At 72.3% G+C, this 14,809-nt stretch carries 12 protein-coding genes; 3 read left to right on the top strand and 9 right to left on the bottom strand.

The genetic code is table 11. The features are described from left to right. Positions 1–10: 10 nt before the first annotated feature. From AABA78_RS21720 to AABA78_RS21750, 7 genes are all read right to left on the bottom strand, one after another. Entirely contained in the window at positions 11–1,198 is a 1,188-nt protein-coding gene (locus AABA78_RS21720; protein WP_338265290.1) for an acyltransferase family protein, read from the bottom strand. After that, positions 1,198–2,496, bottom strand: a complete 1,299-nt coding sequence (locus tag AABA78_RS21725; protein ID WP_338265292.1) for a UDP-glucose dehydrogenase family protein — start codon at positions 2,494–2,496, stop codon at positions 1,198–1,200. Before AABA78_RS21725 ends, AABA78_RS21720 begins: the two co-directional genes overlap by 1 nt. 104 nt (positions 2,497–2,600) lie before the next feature. Beyond that, positions 2,601–3,572, bottom strand: coding sequence for a nucleotidyltransferase domain-containing protein (locus AABA78_RS21730; RefSeq protein ID WP_338265294.1), 972 nt, complete (start codon positions 3,570–3,572; stop codon positions 2,601–2,603). 39 nt (positions 3,573–3,611) lie between these two features. Next, the gene (locus tag AABA78_RS21735) at positions 3,612–4,688 is read right to left on the bottom strand and encodes a nucleotidyltransferase domain-containing protein (protein ID WP_338265298.1); all 1,077 of its coding nucleotides are present in this window, start codon (positions 4,686–4,688) and stop codon (positions 3,612–3,614) included. Positions 4,689–4,692: 4 nt separating this feature from the next. Continuing rightward, positions 4,693–6,180: an MraY family glycosyltransferase gene (locus tag AABA78_RS21740; protein WP_338265299.1), complete on the bottom strand. Its 1,488-nt coding sequence runs from the start codon at positions 6,178–6,180 to the stop codon at positions 4,693–4,695. A gap of 88 nt (positions 6,181–6,268) precedes the next feature. After that, positions 6,269–7,414 (bottom strand): glycosyltransferase family 4 protein, encoded by a 1,146-nt coding sequence (locus tag AABA78_RS21745; RefSeq protein ID WP_338265301.1) that lies wholly within the window; start codon positions 7,412–7,414, stop codon positions 6,269–6,271. A gap of 9 nt (positions 7,415–7,423) precedes the next feature. Next, positions 7,424–8,593, bottom strand: a complete 1,170-nt coding sequence (locus AABA78_RS21750; protein WP_338265303.1) for an acyltransferase family protein — start codon at positions 8,591–8,593, stop codon at positions 7,424–7,426. 142 nt (positions 8,594–8,735) lie between these two features. Between AABA78_RS21750 and AABA78_RS21755 the strand changes: the two genes are divergently transcribed. Further along, positions 8,736–9,884 (top strand): acyltransferase family protein, encoded by a 1,149-nt coding sequence (locus AABA78_RS21755; RefSeq protein WP_338265304.1) that lies wholly within the window; start codon positions 8,736–8,738, stop codon positions 9,882–9,884. Positions 9,885–9,890: 6 nt separating this feature from the next. Here AABA78_RS21755 and AABA78_RS21760 read toward each other — a convergent pair whose 3' ends face one another. After that, entirely contained in the window at positions 9,891–10,919 is a 1,029-nt protein-coding gene (locus tag AABA78_RS21760) for an ROK family protein (protein ID WP_338265306.1), read from the bottom strand. Positions 10,920–11,160: 241 nt separating this feature from the next. Between AABA78_RS21760 and AABA78_RS21765 the strand changes: the two genes are divergently transcribed. Both AABA78_RS21765 and AABA78_RS21770 read left to right on the top strand, forming a co-directional pair. After that, the gene (locus AABA78_RS21765) at positions 11,161–12,684 is read left to right on the top strand and encodes an oligosaccharide flippase family protein (RefSeq protein ID WP_338265307.1); all 1,524 of its coding nucleotides are present in this window, start codon (positions 11,161–11,163) and stop codon (positions 12,682–12,684) included. After that, positions 12,681–13,859, top strand: coding sequence for an acyltransferase family protein (locus AABA78_RS21770; protein WP_338265309.1), 1,179 nt, complete (start codon positions 12,681–12,683; stop codon positions 13,857–13,859). The genes AABA78_RS21765 and AABA78_RS21770 overlap by 4 nt, the downstream gene beginning before the upstream one ends. Here AABA78_RS21770 and AABA78_RS21775 read toward each other — a convergent pair. Next, positions 13,802–14,710, bottom strand: coding sequence for a glycosyltransferase family 2 protein (locus AABA78_RS21775; protein WP_338265311.1), 909 nt, complete (start codon positions 14,708–14,710; stop codon positions 13,802–13,804). The two genes, AABA78_RS21770 and AABA78_RS21775, sit on opposite strands and share 58 nt — an antisense overlap. Positions 14,711–14,809: the final 99 nt, after the last annotated feature.

Here is a 14,809-nt window from a genome sequence, read left to right on the forward strand (position 1 = left end):
CCGCGAAGCACTACGCGCCCGGCACCACGGGAGCCGGAGCCGGCCGCGCGGGAGCACCATCCACCCACGGCTGGAGCCCGCGCTTCACCCGCGAGCGCCACGGCGTCTCCACCCACCGGTGCACCGCCACCGACGCGGGCACCAGCAACACCAGCAGCACCGCCAGGAAGCGCGTGGGCGACGACAGGTCCACGTGCTTCTCCATCCAGTGCACCAGTTCGCTGACGGGGTACTGGAGCAGGTACAGCGCGTAGCTGGCCCCGCCCAGGTGCACCAGCCACGGCCGCGCCAGCACCTGCCCCAGCGCGCCGCCGCCGCGCGCCAGCCCGTACACCAGCAGCGCTGACGCGGGCGCCAGCAGCGCGTTGTGCATCAGCGGATACGGAATGGACGCGCCCTGCGAGAAGCCCAGCAACAGCAGCGCCGCGCCCGCCAGCGCCATCACCGCGCCGGAGCGCCGGGGCGTCGCCGCCGCCCGCTCCCGCACGAAGACGAGCCCCAGCAGCACGCCCATGAGGAACTCCGGCAGGCGCACCAGCGGGTTGAACTTCACCACCGCCAGCCACATGCCACCGAACGCCGCGTCCAGCGTGCCCGGCCCGTCCGGCCGCAGCACCAGGTAGAGCACCGGCGGCAGGAGCCCCAACATCCACACGCCCGCCAGGGCCGCCGCCATGCGCGCGCCGCGGAAGCGCTCCAGCCGGCCGGCCAGCGCGGGGAACACGGCGTAGAAGAACGCCTCCACCGACACGGACCAGGACGGCGGGTTCCAGTACAGCGCCAGCTTCGGCACCCACGACTGGAGCAACATCAGCGTGGTGAGCCCCGCCGTGCCCAGCTTCGCCGCCGCCACGGGCAGCGAGTTCGCCGCCAGCGAGCCCTGCGCCGTGGACACCGCCGACAGCAGGAACATCAGGAGGAACACCGGGTACACGCGCGCCACGCGCGCGCTCCAGAACGCCCGGGGCGGGGTCTGCATCCCGCCGGCCGTGTCCACGTAGTTGTACGCGAGCACGAAGCCGGACAGGAGGAAGAAGACCCCCACGGACGCATAGCCGGAGGCCACCACCTGCACCATCCACTCCGGCGCCACACCCTTGAGGCACGGGGTGCCGAAGTGGAACAACACGACGTGCAGGGCCGCCAGGAAGCGCAGCCCCGTCAGTGCATCCAGCGAACCTCCGGACTGCTGCTTCATTACTTGCGGCCGATGCCGAAGTAGGTGAAGCCCTGCTCACGCATGCGCGCGGGCTGGAAGATGTTGCGGCCGTCGAAGACGACCGGCGTCTTCATCAGCTTCTTCATGCGGTCGAAGTCCGGGTGGCGGAACTCGTTCCACTCCGTCACCACGAACAGGCCGTCCACGCCCTCCAGCGCGTCGTACGGCACCTCCGCGTAGCGGATGCGGTCCCCGAAGACGCGCCTGGCCGCGTGCGAGGACACCGGGTCGTGCGCAATCACCGTCGCGCCCTTGCCGATGAGGCCCTCGATGACCTCGATGGACGGCGCCTCGCGCATGTCGTCCGTCTTCGGCTTGAACGCCAGGCCCCAGACGCCGAACTTCTTGCCCTCCAGCGACCCGTAGTGCTTCACGGCCTTGTTCACGAGCAGCTTCTTCTGCCGCTCGTTGGTGCGCTCCACCGCGCGCAGCAGGTCCAGCTCCAGGCCGTACTCGCGCGCCGTCGTGACGAGCGCCTTCACGTCCTTGGGGAAGCAGGAGCCGCCGTAGCCCACGCCGGGGAAGAGGAACGGGTAGCCGATGCGCTTGTCCGCGCCCAGGCCCTTGCGCACGAAGTCCACGTCCGCGCCCACCTTCTCGCAGAGCGCGGAGATGTCGTTCATGAACGAGATGCGCGTCGCGAGCATCGCGTTGGCCGCGTACTTCGTCAGCTCCGCGGAGCGCGTGTCCATGAACAGGATGGGGTTCTCCGTGCGCACGAACGGCGCGTAGAGCTCCCCCATGATGGTCCGCGCGCGCTCCGTGTCCGCGCCAATGACGACGCGGTCCGGCTTGAAGAAGTCGTCCAGCGCGGCGCCTTCCTTCAGGAACTCCGGGTTGGAGACGACGTCGAACTCCACGTCCGTCACCTTCGCGATGGCCTCGCGGACCTTGTCCGCGGTGCCCACCGGCACGGTGCTCTTGTCCACCACCACCGTGTACTGCTTCATCGCGCGGCCCACCGCCTGCGCCGCCGCGAGCACGTACTGGAGGTCGGCCTCGCCACTCTCCCCTTCAGGGGTGCCTACGGCAATGAACACGGCCTGGGCGTTCGCCACGCCCTCCGCCAGGTTCGTCGTGAACGTGAGGCGCTTCTCCTTCACGTTCTTGCGGATGAGCTCCTCCAGGCCCGGCTCGTAGATGGGGACCTGTCCATCCTGGAGCATGCGGATCTTCCGCTCGTCGATGTCCACGCACGCGACGTCGTTGCCCGAGTCCGCGAAGCAGGTGCCCGCGACGAGTCCGACGTAGCCCGATCCGATAATGGCAATGCGCATTCTTTAAGTGTCCTGGTTTCGACAGGTGGCGTCATGAACTCATACGCCGACCCGCGCACCGAAAGGAAGCCCGGGCACGCAGGACGCAGAGCAACCAGACAGGCTTATCGCCCTGTGAGGAGGCGCCGCAGTCTGTCCACGCCCCGCAGGGCGGACGAACGTCCGGGGGTGCTCACCGGACCCACCACCCCCCTGTCCAGCAGCTCACGCGTCGCGCGGCGCAGCGGCGGGAAGGCGGCGGTGGCCTGCGCCTCCGCCTCCGGGAACAGCCGCGCCACGATGGCCAGCGACGTGTAGAGGGCGCGCTCCAGGCCGAACGCCTCCGCGCGCGACAGCAGCGCCGGCACGTCCAGCGGGCGCGAGTACACGCCGCCCATCCAGGTGGCGCCGGTGATGAGCTCGCGCAGGTCCACGAACGACAGCCACGGCACGTCATACCCGTGGTGGGCCTGGTCCAGCGCGGTGAGCAGCAGCACGTCCTCCAGCTCCGGGCGGAAGACGGACTGCCCGTAGACCTTCATGGGTCGGGCGCGCTCGAAGATGCCGGCCAACTGCTCACGTCGGTTCGCGCCCAGCACGTCCGCGTAGAGGTGGATGGGCGTGCGGCCGTCGGACACGATGCGCGCCGCGCCGGTGTTCCCCGTGTCCGGCTCCGGGACGAACTCGTGGTTGGACAGGTAGCCGGCGAAGCCGTCCACGTCCATGCGGCGCACCAGCACCTGGATGTCCAGCACGGGCCGGAAGCCCACGTGCGGATAGAGCGCCTCCGCGAACGCCGCGCCGCCCAGGAGGAGCAGCTTGCGGCCCTCCAGCTGATCCACGATGCGCTTGAAGTGGACCAGCTTCATGACGTTGTCGTTCACGGAGCCGGTGTAGATGGCCATCAGCCGGTCGCGGGCCCACTCCGGCGCCTCGCCCCCGCCCATCCGGTACTCCAGGTTGTACGCCGCCAGCGGCGCCAGCCCCTGCGAGATGGCCCAGTCGACGTAGGCCTCCCAGGGCGCGCCCCGGAGCTTTCCGCGCGGGGGCTCGAAGGAGGACAGGACCCGGAAGGTGTCGAGGAGGCTGGGCGCCATGGTGCGGCACCTTTAATGGGCCGGGCCCGCCCGCCGCAATCACCGTCTTCCGGCAGGCGAGCGGACGGGCCTTGGCGCCCCTGATTCCGTTCCCGCGGCGACAGGCGGCCGGAGCCCCCGCAGCCGCCGCAGCGCATACCGCACCATGGGCCGGGCCCGGGGGGCCAGGGCCAGCTTCGCGGCAACCCATGCCGGCTTGCTGCGCGCCAGCTCCGCCCCCACCAGCCGGGGCCCGGAGAACAGCCGCGTCGCCAGCGCGCGCTGCCACCGGGGCGGCGCCAGCGCCTTGAGCACCCACGGCGGCACCGGCGCGTCCAGGAGCCGGTGCGCGGCGTCCCACGCGTACCACGCCAGGTGGGGCAGCCCCGTGCGTTGCGCGCGCGTCACCACCCGGTCCCAGTCGAGCTTCGGGTGCGCCCGCGCCAGCAGCTTCAAGTCCAGCAGCCACGCCAGCCGCTGCAGCAGGTGGTTGCTCGCGTGCAGGGACAGGTACACGGCCTCGTCCTCCGCGCCCAGGTAGCGCACGGGGTGGCCGTCCAGCGTCGCGTCCTCGGCCCGCGCCACCAGCGCGTCGCCCTCCAGCGCCTGGCCGTAGCCCGCGAGCGCGCGGTAGTGCAGCTCCACCATGCCGCCGGGCCCGGTGAGCTCCACGTGGTGCGCGTCGTCCTGGTCCACGTCGCCGGCCTGGGTGGTGAGCCCCATCCCCTCCAGCGCGTGCACGGCGCACAGCACCCGGGCGCGCGGCACCAGCAGGTCCACGTCGTTCGTCGCGCGCTGCAACGGCTCCGGGTAGAGCCTGCGCGCCAGCCCATAGCCCTTGAGCAGCACCGGCGTCACGCCCACCGCCGCCAGCGCCGTCAGGCTCCGCGACAGCAGCGAGCGCACGCGCATGCCCCGCGCCGCGCTCATACGGGCCTCGCGGGAGAGCAGCACCCCGGCGTCCGGCGTCAGCGTCCAGCCCGCCTTCGCGAGCGCGTGTTCGACGAAGCCCGCGAGCCCGTGGCGCACGGCGGCCTTCACCAGCGCGTCGCAGGCGCCCGCGTCCAGGGGGCCAGCGAGGGACGGCGCTTCCGGCCAGGCCTGGAGCAGCGTCAGCAGGGCCGCAGCGGAGGTCATGGGCTCACCGCCGCAGCGCGATGATGCGCTCGGGCGCCGCGGCCTCCAGCGCCACCAGCTGCGCCACCCGCTCCGCCACCGCGTCCGCGACGACCTCCAGCGCCAGCTCCTCGTCGCGGTCGATGGCGGACCGGCCGTCGCGCCACACCAGGCGCAGGGCGCCGAACAGGGCTTCCGCCTCCTTCACGTCCAGGCGCACCTCCAGCGCGGTCGCGGCGCCGGCGTCCGGCTGCTGGGACTCGAAGACGACGCCTCCGCCCACGTCGTCATGCGGGCGGCGCAGGCGCAGCTCCAGCATGGACAGGCCCAGGCCCTGGGACAGCGGTCGGACGGCGCCCCACACCTCCTGGAACGAACCGGCCGCGCGCACCGCGGCGGTGACGGAGCGCACCAGCGAGCGCAGCTCCTGGTTGCGCTGGCGCGTCTGCTGGACTGCGTTCATGTGGCGCATGTCCAGGTAGCCCAGCTTGCGCATCAGCACCATGATGACCACGCCGATGCCGCTGAGCAGCAGCGCGCTCTGCATGCTGTTGGCGAAGTGCAGCCCCAGCGCGGTGAGCATGAACAGCGTGCACAGCGCGTAGAGCACCAGCACGGTGGTGCGGTGGGACAGGAGCAGGCGGCTCATCAGCCGGTGGTGGATGTGCTCCTTGTCCGCGCTGAACAGGGGTCTGCCCAGGAGCGAGCGGCGCACCATGGCCAGCAGCGTGTCCATGATGGGCAGCCCCAGCGCCATCACCGGCACGAGCAGCGCCACCGCGGTGCCGCTCTTCGACGACGTCTTGATGGACACCGCCGCGAGCACGAAGCCCAGGAACATGCTGCCCGTGTCCCCCATGAAGATGGAGGCCGGGTTGAAGTTGAAGACGAGGAACCCGAGGATGGCGCCCGCGAGCGCCACCATCAGCAGGCACAGCAGCACGTCCCCGCGCATCAGCGCGAGCAGGAAGTGGGTGCCCACGCCGAAGAACGCGACGCCGCCCGCCAGCCCGTCCAACCCGTCGATGAGGTTGAGCGCGTTGATGACGCCCACCACCCACAGCACCGTCAACGGCAGGCTGAGCAGCCCCAGCGTCAGCTCCGCGCCGAAGGGGTTGGCCAGCACCTCGATGCGGAAGCCCAGCGCGTACAGGCCCAGCGCCACCGCGAACTGCACGGAGAACTTCAGCTTCGCGCCCGCGCCCTTGAGGTCGTCATAGAAGCCCAGCCCCGCGATGATGGCGCCGCCCACGAAGAGGCCGACGATGAGTTCCGTCTGCGCGAGGAACTGATCCCCCACGCCCGAGTCCACGATGAACAGGGCGCACAGCGGCGCGAAGAAGCCCCCCACGATGCCGATGCCGCCCAGCCGCGGAATGGGCCGCACGTGCACCTTGCGGCTGGAGTTCGCCTGGTCCAACCAGCCCCACGCCAGCGCGCGCTCGCGCACGCGCCACGTGAGCACCAGGGCCACGAGGAGCGACACGAGGAAGGCGACGAAGAGGGTGATCATGCGAGAGGAACGTCCACCGTGCATCGTGACGGCCACCGGAGCAGCGCGTCAATGTCCCGGCGTCGCAAGTTCGAAACGACGCGCCTGCCTACCTGCTGTCTGCCCTGACACGCAGGACTTCTTCGTAAAGCGCAAGGGTGCGGGCGGCGATGTCGGGCCAGGTGAGTCCCTGGACCTCCGCCTGGGCCGCGCGGCGCAGCGCGTACCGCCGGGCCGGCTCCGCCGCCAGCTCGCGCACCGCGGCCACCAGCGCGTCCACGTCGCCGATGGGGACGAGGAAACCCGTGCGGCCGGGGTGCACGACGGAGGGCGCCGCGCCCACCGGGGTGGAGACGGGCACGAGCCCGGAGGCCATGGCCTCCACCAGCGCCATGCCGTAGCCCTCCGTGCGGCTGGCGAAGAGGAGCACCTCCTCGCGCGCGAGCAGGCCGGGCAGCGTCGCGTTCGCGTAGCGCGGGACCACGTGGAGCAGGGGCTGCAGGGACGCGGGGAAGGCGGCGCGGACCTCGGGCTCGGGGGTGCCGGTGCCGTAGAGGCTCAGGGTGAAGGAGAGCCCCTGGGCGTGCAGCCGGGTCACCGCGGCGATGACTTCATCGACGCCCTTGGCCTTGAGGAAGGAGCCCACCATCGCGAGGCGCAGCGGGCCCTCCTCGCGCGGCGCCGGGAGGGCCAGCCCGTGGAAGGCGGTGTCGAGTCCGTGGCCGATGACGCTCAGCTTGCCCGCGGGGATGCGCAGCTGTTCGCGCGCGAAGGCAGCGTCGCCTTCGTTGAGGAGCACGGTGTGGTCCGCCAGGCGCAGCGTCTGCTCCACCTCCCAGAGGCGGAAGCCGCCGTTGTAGAGCGGGTATCTCCAGCTCAGGCGCATCCGGCCCGCGCGCGCGTCGGCGCGGATCCGCCGTGAGAAGGAGTGCTCCAGGCCGTGGCTGCGCGTCACCAGCGCGTGCCGGCGGAGGGCACCGGGGCGGCCCAGGCGCGCCCAGGGCCACGCGTCTCCGGTGGTGACGTCCAGCACGTCATGTCGGCGCGCGGCGCGGGCGAGGTGCGCGGAGAGGATCCACGGGAAGCGCAGGTTGTGGAGCGCGGTGAAGTGCTCCACGCCGGGGAACGCGTCGCCGTAGCTGTAGAAGTCCACGGTGCAGCCCCGGGCCTGGAGCGCGCGGCCCAGCGCGAGCGTCACGCCGGGCGCGCCCTGGTCCTGTGACAGCGGGTGATGGATGGCGAGGAGCACGCGCATGCGCGAGCTTCATAGCAGACCGCTGACGACGGGCAGGGGTGCCGGGCGGGGTCGCGTCCAGCGGTTGCGGAGCCAGCGCCGCGCGGGTTCCTCCAGCCAGGCATGGACCGCCAACGCCACCAGCACGAACGACGTGATGGCCAGCGCGCTGTAGCCCCACGGCGCGCGTTGCTCCAGGGCCGCCCCGGACCACCGCTCCGCGCTCCGCGCATGGAACGCCAGGGGGACGTGGAGGATGTAGAGCGCGTAGCTGGCTTCGCCCAGGCGGACCACCGGAGCCCGCGCCAGGAAGGTCGCGAGCCGCCCGTGCCCACACGCGAGCGTCCAGATGAGCCATGCGAACACCGCCGTCAGCACCACGTCCCGGAAGGCCCAGGTCTGGCCCGGCCAGGACACCCACAGCAGTCCCAGCGCGGTCCCCGCCGCGACAAGGCCGCGCCCGGAAGTGCCGGGCGTGGGCTTCGGACGGCGCAGCACGAAGGCGCGTCCCAGCACCACGCCCAGCAGGAACTGCGGCAGCTTGAGCAGCGGCGAGTACTCGCCCACCCGCAGCCAGGTCTCCTGGAGCGCGGCCTCGCCCGCCCACCCGCCGGCCCCCGCGAACCACAGCCCGTACAGCAGCGCGGAGCTCGCGATCAGGCACACGGCGGCCCACCCCAGCCCCTTCGCGCCGAGCCGGACCAGGGGCCCGGCCAGCACGGGGAAGAGCAGGTAGAAGAAGGCCTCCGCGGACAACGACCAGCCCGGGCAGTTCCACGCGCAGGCCGCGGGAGGAATCCACGCCTGGGTCAGGCTCGTGACGGCGGCGCCCACGCCCAGAAGCCGCTGGAGCGCCGGGAGCGTCCACCCGCCCTCCTGCCGCAGGATGGCCAGGAAGAACGGCGGCGCCTCCAACACCAGGCCCAGCAGGTACACGGGGTAGATGCGAGCCAGACGCGCCACCCAGAACGCACGCCGCGACACCGGGCCGGGCGATGCGCTCCCCAGGTACGCCTGGGCCAGCACGAAGCCGGAGAGGACGAAGAACAGGGTGACGCTCGCGGGGCCGTTGTCGAGGAAGGCCCCGAGCCACCCGGGCCGACCCTCTCGCGGCGTCACGTGGAAGGCCACCACGTGGAGCGCGGCGAAGAAGCGAAGACCGGTCAGCGCCGGGAGCGAGGGACGCGGCGCGGAGGCCATGAAGGAAGCCTCGAGTATGCGCCCCCGCGAGCCCGCCCGACAACCGCTTCGGGTTCACGTCGGGTCGCCTCGCGGGCGGACGGGCAGCCTCGCGGTCATTGCCGCGCTGGAGCGCGTATGGGACACAATGCGCCAGCCTCCCATGGCGCCCTCCTCCTCCCTCCCAGCATCCGCGTCGGCGGATCCACCGCGAGCGCCCGCGCGGCCCTCGCGCCGGGATGGGTTGGACGTGCTGCGGGCCGTCGCCATCCTCGCGGTGCTCGCGTTCCATGCGCCTTCGCACGCGCGGGACGCGCTGCCCGGATGGGTGCGGTCCGGCTTCGCTCACGGTTGGGTGGGCGTGGATCTGTTCTTCGTCTTGTCGGGCTACCTCATCGGCCGGCAGGTCTTCGGCCCCGAGGCGCCCGGCGGAGTGGGCGCGAACCTGCGCGTCTTCTGGACGAAGCGGTGGATGCGCACGCTGCCGCTCTACTTCCTCGTGCTGGCCGCGTACGCGCTGAAGCCCTGGACGTTCGGCACGCCGTTCGTCGGGGGCGGCTGGCACTACGCGCTCTTCCTCCAGAACTTCACCGTGCCGCGCGACTTCGAGCAGAGCTGGTCGCTGTGCGTGGAGGAGCACTTCTACCTGCTGCTGCCGCTCGCCGCGTTCGGCCTGGGCGGGCGCCGGTGGCCCGCCTTCGCGTGGCTGCTGCCCGCGGGCCTCAGCCTGCTGCTGCGGTTCGTCGTGCGCGCCACGCTGCCCGAAGGCCTGGAGCCGTCGGAGGCCTGGGTGCGGTTGCAATGGCCCACCTTCCAGCACCTGGACGGGCTGTGCGCGGGCGTCTTCCTGGCGAAGACGGCGGACACCTGGCGCCGGTGGCCCACACGCCCGCGCGCCCTGTGCGGAGCGCTGGGCCTGGCCGTCGTGGGCGCGATGCTGGGCGCCTTCGGCTCCCGGCTGGATGGACCGGGCGGCGTGTGGATCATCACCGGGCTGACGGTGGGGTTCAGCGGGCTGCTGGTCGCCATGGAGTCCGTCCAGCTGCCGCCGTTGGCGCGCGGGCCCGTGTACCAGGTGTCGGCGCTCTCCTACGGGGCCTACCTGTGGTTCGGCCCCGTGGTGCGCGTCTTCGAGCGGCGGCTCCTCGCGGCCCCTCCGGTGCTGGTGCTGGGGGCCTTCCTGGCCGTGACGCTGGCGCTGTCCTGGGTGACGTACCGCGCGGTGGAGCAGCCGTGCCTGCGGCTGCGGGACCGGCTGCTGGCACGGTTCACGCGAGCGAGCCAAAGCGTCGCGCCCACCCCCGGCGGCTGAGGCACGTCACATCCGCGGGCCCGCGAGCAGCGCCGCCCCGATGGCGCCGGACAGGTCGCCCAGCTCCGCGACGTGCATCGCGGGCTTGCGCTCCGTCATGAACAGGTGCGGGTGCATGGCGTCCTCGATGGCCCCCAGGTACGTGGGCGCCAGCCGCGCCCCCAGCCCGCCCCCGATGACGACGGCCTCCACGTCCAGCAGGTTGATGACGGAGGCGATGGCCACGCCCATCATCCGGATGGCCCGTTCGATGAGCCACGTGGCCAACGGATCCTTTTCCTTCAACGCCTTCGCCCAGACGCTGCTGGACAGGCGCGTGCGCTTCTTGTCGCGCATGATGTCGAAGAGGAGGGTCTTCTCGCCCTTCTTCGCCGCCGAGCGCGCCTTGCGCTCCATGCACGCGCGCCCCGCGTAGGCCTCCAGGCAGCCGCGCCGGCCGCAGCCACAGCGCGCGCCATCAGGCTTCACCACCATGTGGCCAATCTCACCGGCGGAGCCCTGCCCGCGCCACGGCACGCCGTTGAGCACCAGGCCTCCGCCCACGCCCGTGCCCCACCACACGCCCAGCACGGAGCGGTAGTTGCGTCCCGCGCCCAGCTTGTACTCGGCCGTGACCGCCACCTGGACGTCATTGCCCAGCACCACCTTGCTGCCGCCCACGAGGTCGCCCAGGTCCGACGCCAGGGGATACGGCGCGTCCCAGCCGCCCGCCACGTTGCTCGTGTGCGCGAGCGTTCCGCTGTTCGCGTCCACCGCCCCCGCCGCGCCCACGCCCACGCCCGCGAGCTTCGCGGGCTCGACGCCCGCGACCTGCGCCGCCTCGCCCAGCGCGCCGTAGAGCTCCTTCACCACCTCGCCCGGACCGCCCTTCGCGGGCGTCGGATGGCGGGCCCGGCCCAGCACCGCACCGCGCGCGTCCACGACGACGGCTTCAATCTTGGTGCCCCCCAGGTCGATGCCTCCCCAGATGCGGGCCTTGTCGGCCGGCGTCCCGTTCCGCCTGCCGTGCCCGTTCTTCGCAGAAGCCTCGGCCATGTCTCACCCTCGTGGTTCGCGGCATCCCGCGGCCGCACGCGGCACAATCTGCGCAGCACCTTCGCGTCCGGAGCCGCCACGCGGAGCACCCCCGCGGCCGCCCGCCCGCTCCACGGGGTCTCATGCGAGCCCTCCTTCCACGAGGAGGAACGCGCCCTCCGCCCGCGCCCCCTGTTCGCCGCGAGCAGGCGCGCATATAGGCTCCACCGGAGTTCCTCTCGTGGAGCCCCCCGTTTCCCACATGAGCAGCCGTTCCTCTTCCGCGCCGGACGTCACCGACGGCGCCCAACCCGTGGGCACCTCGGACGTGAAGGTCCGCGCTCAGCGCTCCATCGTGGCCCTGGGCCTGCGGACGCTCGGCTCCCTGGGGCTGCGCATGGTGAGTTCGCTCGCCCTGTCGCACCTGCTCTTCCCCTCGGACTATGGCGCCTTCGCCATCGTGGCCTTCACCGCGGCCATGGGCGCGTACCTGGGTGACCTGGGGCTCAGCGCGTCCCTGGTGCGCCAGGAGCACGAGCCCACCGAGGACGAGATCAGCACCGCGTTCTGGAGCCACCAGGCCTTCACCGTCGCCATCGTGGCGGCGCTGCTGGGGCTGGCGCCGCTGCTGGCGCGCTCCTATGAGCTGGGGCCGTCCGGCGCCGCCATGGTGGGCGCGGTGGCGCTGGGGCTGTTCTTCCACTCGCTGCGCGTCATCCCCATCATGATGCTGGAGCGCCACCTGCACTTCCCCGCCATCGCGCGCGTGGAGCTGGTGGAGAACGTCGCGCAGACGGCCTCCACCATCGCCCTGGCCGCGATGGGGGTTGGCGCCTGGGCGCTCATCGGCGGCGGCCTGGTGCGCGGCGCGGTGGGGCTGGTGATGCTGTGGCGGGCGGCGGCGTGGCGTCCGCGCGGGCGGGTGCGGTGGGCCATCGTCCAGCGGCTGCTCGGCTTCGGCATCTGGTACCAGCTCACCGGCATCGTGCCCGCCATCCTCAACGGCTGGGTGCCGCTGGTGGTGGGGCGCATGGAGGGCAAGGACGCGGTGGGCCTGGTGAACTGGGCCTTCGCGCTGGCCTCCGTGCCGCTGGCGATGAGCAGCGTGCTCAACCGCGTGGCCTATCCCGCCTACAGCCGCATGCAGCAGGACGCGGAGGCGCTGGCGGAGTACCTGCGCACGTCCATCCGCCGCATCAGCGCGGTGCTCCTCGTCGTCGTCCCCTTCGGCGTCATCGCGCTGCCGTTCCTCATCCCCGTCCTCTTCGGTGCGCGCTGGACGCCCGCCATCCCGCTGGTGCAGTGGTTCATGCTGGAGGGCGCGATGCAGGCGGTGCACGGCCTGCTGAACTCGCAGCAGTACGCCAGCGGCCACGCGCGTGAGCGGGTGTACGTGCTCATCGGGTCCAGCTCGCTGCGCTTCGGCCTGGGCGCGCTCGCGGTGATGCACTGGGGCATCGTGGGCATTGGGGTCACCGCCACGGCCATCACGCTCACGGAGCTGTACCTGAGCGCGTGGCTGGTGGCCCGGCGCAGCCCGCATCTGGCCGGCCTGGAGTTCCAGGTGCTGGAGCCCTTCCTCACGGTGGGCGCGCTGCTGGCGCTCGCGGTGGGGCTGTCGCGGCTCGCCACGGGGCAGCACGGGGTGCTGGTGCAGGCGCTGGTGGGGGCCGGGGCGTTGGCGGTGCTGGTGCTCGTCCGCGAGCGTTCGCGGCACGGCCTGTCGCTGGTGGGGGAGTTGCGCGCCGTCGTGGCGCACGTGCGCGGACGGCGGGCCTCGTCGTGAGCACGCGCGTGGCACGTCCCGCGCTGCCCGCGCTCACCGGATTGCGCTTCCTCGCGGCGCTGGGCGTGATGGGCTACCACGGCTACTGCGCGCCCTGCGCTCCGGCGCTGCCCACGGGGCCAGGCCGGCTGGTCGGCGCGGGCTTCTCCACCGTCAGCCTGTTCTTCATCCTGTCCGGCTTCATCCTCGCGTACACGTACCTGGACGAAGGGGGCATGCGGGGCACGCGGACGGAGTTCTTCCGCGCGAGGTTCGCGAGGCTGTACCCGGTGTACCTCGTGTCCCTGCTCGTGGACCTGCCCCTGTTCGTGCGCGCCATCCTCCAGGCGGAGCCCGCCGCGAGCGTGGGCGAGGTGCTGCGCATCAGCGGCGCGACGCTCACGCTCACGCAGGGCTGGCTGACGCTGCACCGGCCCACGTGGAACATCGTGGCGTGGACGCTGTCGGTGGAGGCGTTCTTCTACCTGCTGTTCCCGTTCGTGGGCCCGTGGCTGGCGCGACAGCGCTCCCGGTGGCTCTGCGTCATCGCCCTGGGGGCGTGGGCCCTGGGCACCACGCCCATGCTCGCGGCGGAGGCCGCTGCCCGGCTGCCGGACGGACCGCTGGCGGCCCTGCTCCGGGCCTGGGGGCTGATCTCCACGGACGCCATTCCGCTCGCGCGGCTGCCGGAGTTCCTCATCGGCCTGTGCGTGGGGCGGGTGTTCTGCAGGCGCGAACATCCGGCGGCGCACGCGTGGGCGCGGACCGGGGGCTTCGTGCTCGTGGCGGGTGCGCTGGCGGTGGGCCTGATGGTGTTGCCAGGGCCGCCGTCACCGCTGGTGCAGGCCGCCGTGCTGGTGCCGCTGTTCACCGCGAGCATCCTCCTGCTCGCGGGCGGACTCGTCGGTCGAGGCCTGGGGCTGGAGACGCGCGGGCTGGTGCTGCTGGGCGGCGCCAGCTACGCGCTCTACATGACCCACGGCTCGCTGCTGAACTACGCGCTGGCGGTGAACACGCGCACGTTCATGCTGCCCCACAACGTGCTCACGCTGCTCATGGTCCCCGTGGTCGTGGGCGTGTCCGTGCTGCTCTTCCGGTGGGTCGAGGAGCCCATGCGCCACCGGCTCCGGAGCCCTGTTCAGCGGCGCGACCGCAGCGACACCGCGAGCACCCAGGGCGGGAACCCCAGCAGGTAGCGCCACCGGGGCAGCACGCGGTGGAAGCGCAGGCCGCGCGCGTAGAGGGCCAGGGCCTGACGGCGATGGCCGTGCTCCAGCAGCCAGTGCGTCACGTGGCGCAGTCCGAAGAGCAGCATGGCCAGGCGTTCGCGACGGCGCGCGGCGCCTCCCGGGTAGTGCCCGCGACGCTCCTGCTCCAGCAGGAACAGCGTGCCTTCGTAGCCCCGGTCCAGGTCGCGCGAGGACGACGTCGCGTGCTGGCGATAGCCCAGCGTCACCGGGGACTCCACGTAGGCGAAGCCCGGCTCGACGCCCAGGCGGTACAGCAGGTCGTAGTCCTCGGCGCTGATGCGCCGGTCGCTGAAGCCCCCCACGCGGCGCAGGGCCTCCGTGCGCACGGCCACCGCGCACGCCGTGCGGATGAAGGTCGCATCCGCGCTGGCCAGGTAGTCGTCGAAGCGCCGCGCGGTGACGGGCCCGTCCTCCAGGGCGGACATCTCCCGGGCGTCCTGGAAGGCGTGGGCCCGCCCCATCACCAGCGTGAGCGGGCCTTGGGACTGGAGGACCTGCTGGAACGTCGCCAGCGTCCACGGAGGCCACAGGTCATCGCTGTCCAGGAAGGCAACGTAGTCCCCCCGGGCCTCGCGGATGCCCAGGTTTCGGGCGACGCCCTGCCCCGCGTTCCGCTGGTGGAACACGCGCACCCGCGTCCCGTACCGCGCGAGCAGCTCGCCGGTGCCATCCGTGGAGCCGTCGTCCACGACGATGACCTCGAAGTCCGTCAGCGTCTGGGCGAAGACGGACGCCAGCGTCTCCTCCAGGAGCGCGGCGCGGTTGAAGGTCGGGATGACGACGGAGAAGAGGGGCATGCCGTGAGGGAGCAGGAGGGCCGGAGGATACTCCGGGCACCGGACGGCGACATGGCTTCCCGCCCGAGGCGCGAAGCGGTTAAGAGTCGCGCTGCCCCC

Source organism: Corallococcus caeni (assembly GCF_036245865.1).
Classification (GTDB): Bacteria; Myxococcota; Myxococcia; order Myxococcales; family Myxococcaceae; genus Corallococcus; species Corallococcus caeni.

Bases quoted from the DNA above. Each gene is read 5' to 3' on its own strand.
- AABA78_RS21720 (WP_338265290.1), bottom strand. From the start codon at position 1,198: ATGAAGCAGCAGTCCGGAGGTTCGCTGGATGCACTGACGGGGCTGCGC.
- AABA78_RS21725 (WP_338265292.1), bottom strand. From the start codon at position 2,496: ATGCGCATTGCCATTATCGGATCGGGCTACGTCGGACTCGTCGCGGGC.
- AABA78_RS21730 (WP_338265294.1), bottom strand. From the start codon at position 3,572: ATGGCGCCCAGCCTCCTCGACACCTTCCGGGTCCTGTCCTCCTTCGAG.
- AABA78_RS21735 (WP_338265298.1), bottom strand. From the start codon at position 4,688: ATGACCTCCGCTGCGGCCCTGCTGACGCTGCTCCAGGCCTGGCCGGAA.
- AABA78_RS21740 (WP_338265299.1), bottom strand. From the start codon at position 6,180: ATGATCACCCTCTTCGTCGCCTTCCTCGTGTCGCTCCTCGTGGCCCTG.
- AABA78_RS21745 (WP_338265301.1), bottom strand. From the start codon at position 7,414: ATGCGCGTGCTCCTCGCCATCCATCACCCGCTGTCACAGGACCAGGGC.
- AABA78_RS21750 (WP_338265303.1), bottom strand. From the start codon at position 8,593: ATGGCCTCCGCGCCGCGTCCCTCGCTCCCGGCGCTGACCGGTCTTCGC.
- AABA78_RS21755 (WP_338265304.1), top strand. From the start codon at position 8,736: ATGGCGCCCTCCTCCTCCCTCCCAGCATCCGCGTCGGCGGATCCACCG.
- AABA78_RS21760 (WP_338265306.1), bottom strand. From the start codon at position 10,919: ATGGCCGAGGCTTCTGCGAAGAACGGGCACGGCAGGCGGAACGGGACG.
- AABA78_RS21765 (WP_338265307.1), top strand. From the start codon at position 11,161: ATGAGCAGCCGTTCCTCTTCCGCGCCGGACGTCACCGACGGCGCCCAA.
- AABA78_RS21775 (WP_338265311.1), bottom strand. From the start codon at position 14,710: ATGCCCCTCTTCTCCGTCGTCATCCCGACCTTCAACCGCGCCGCGCTC.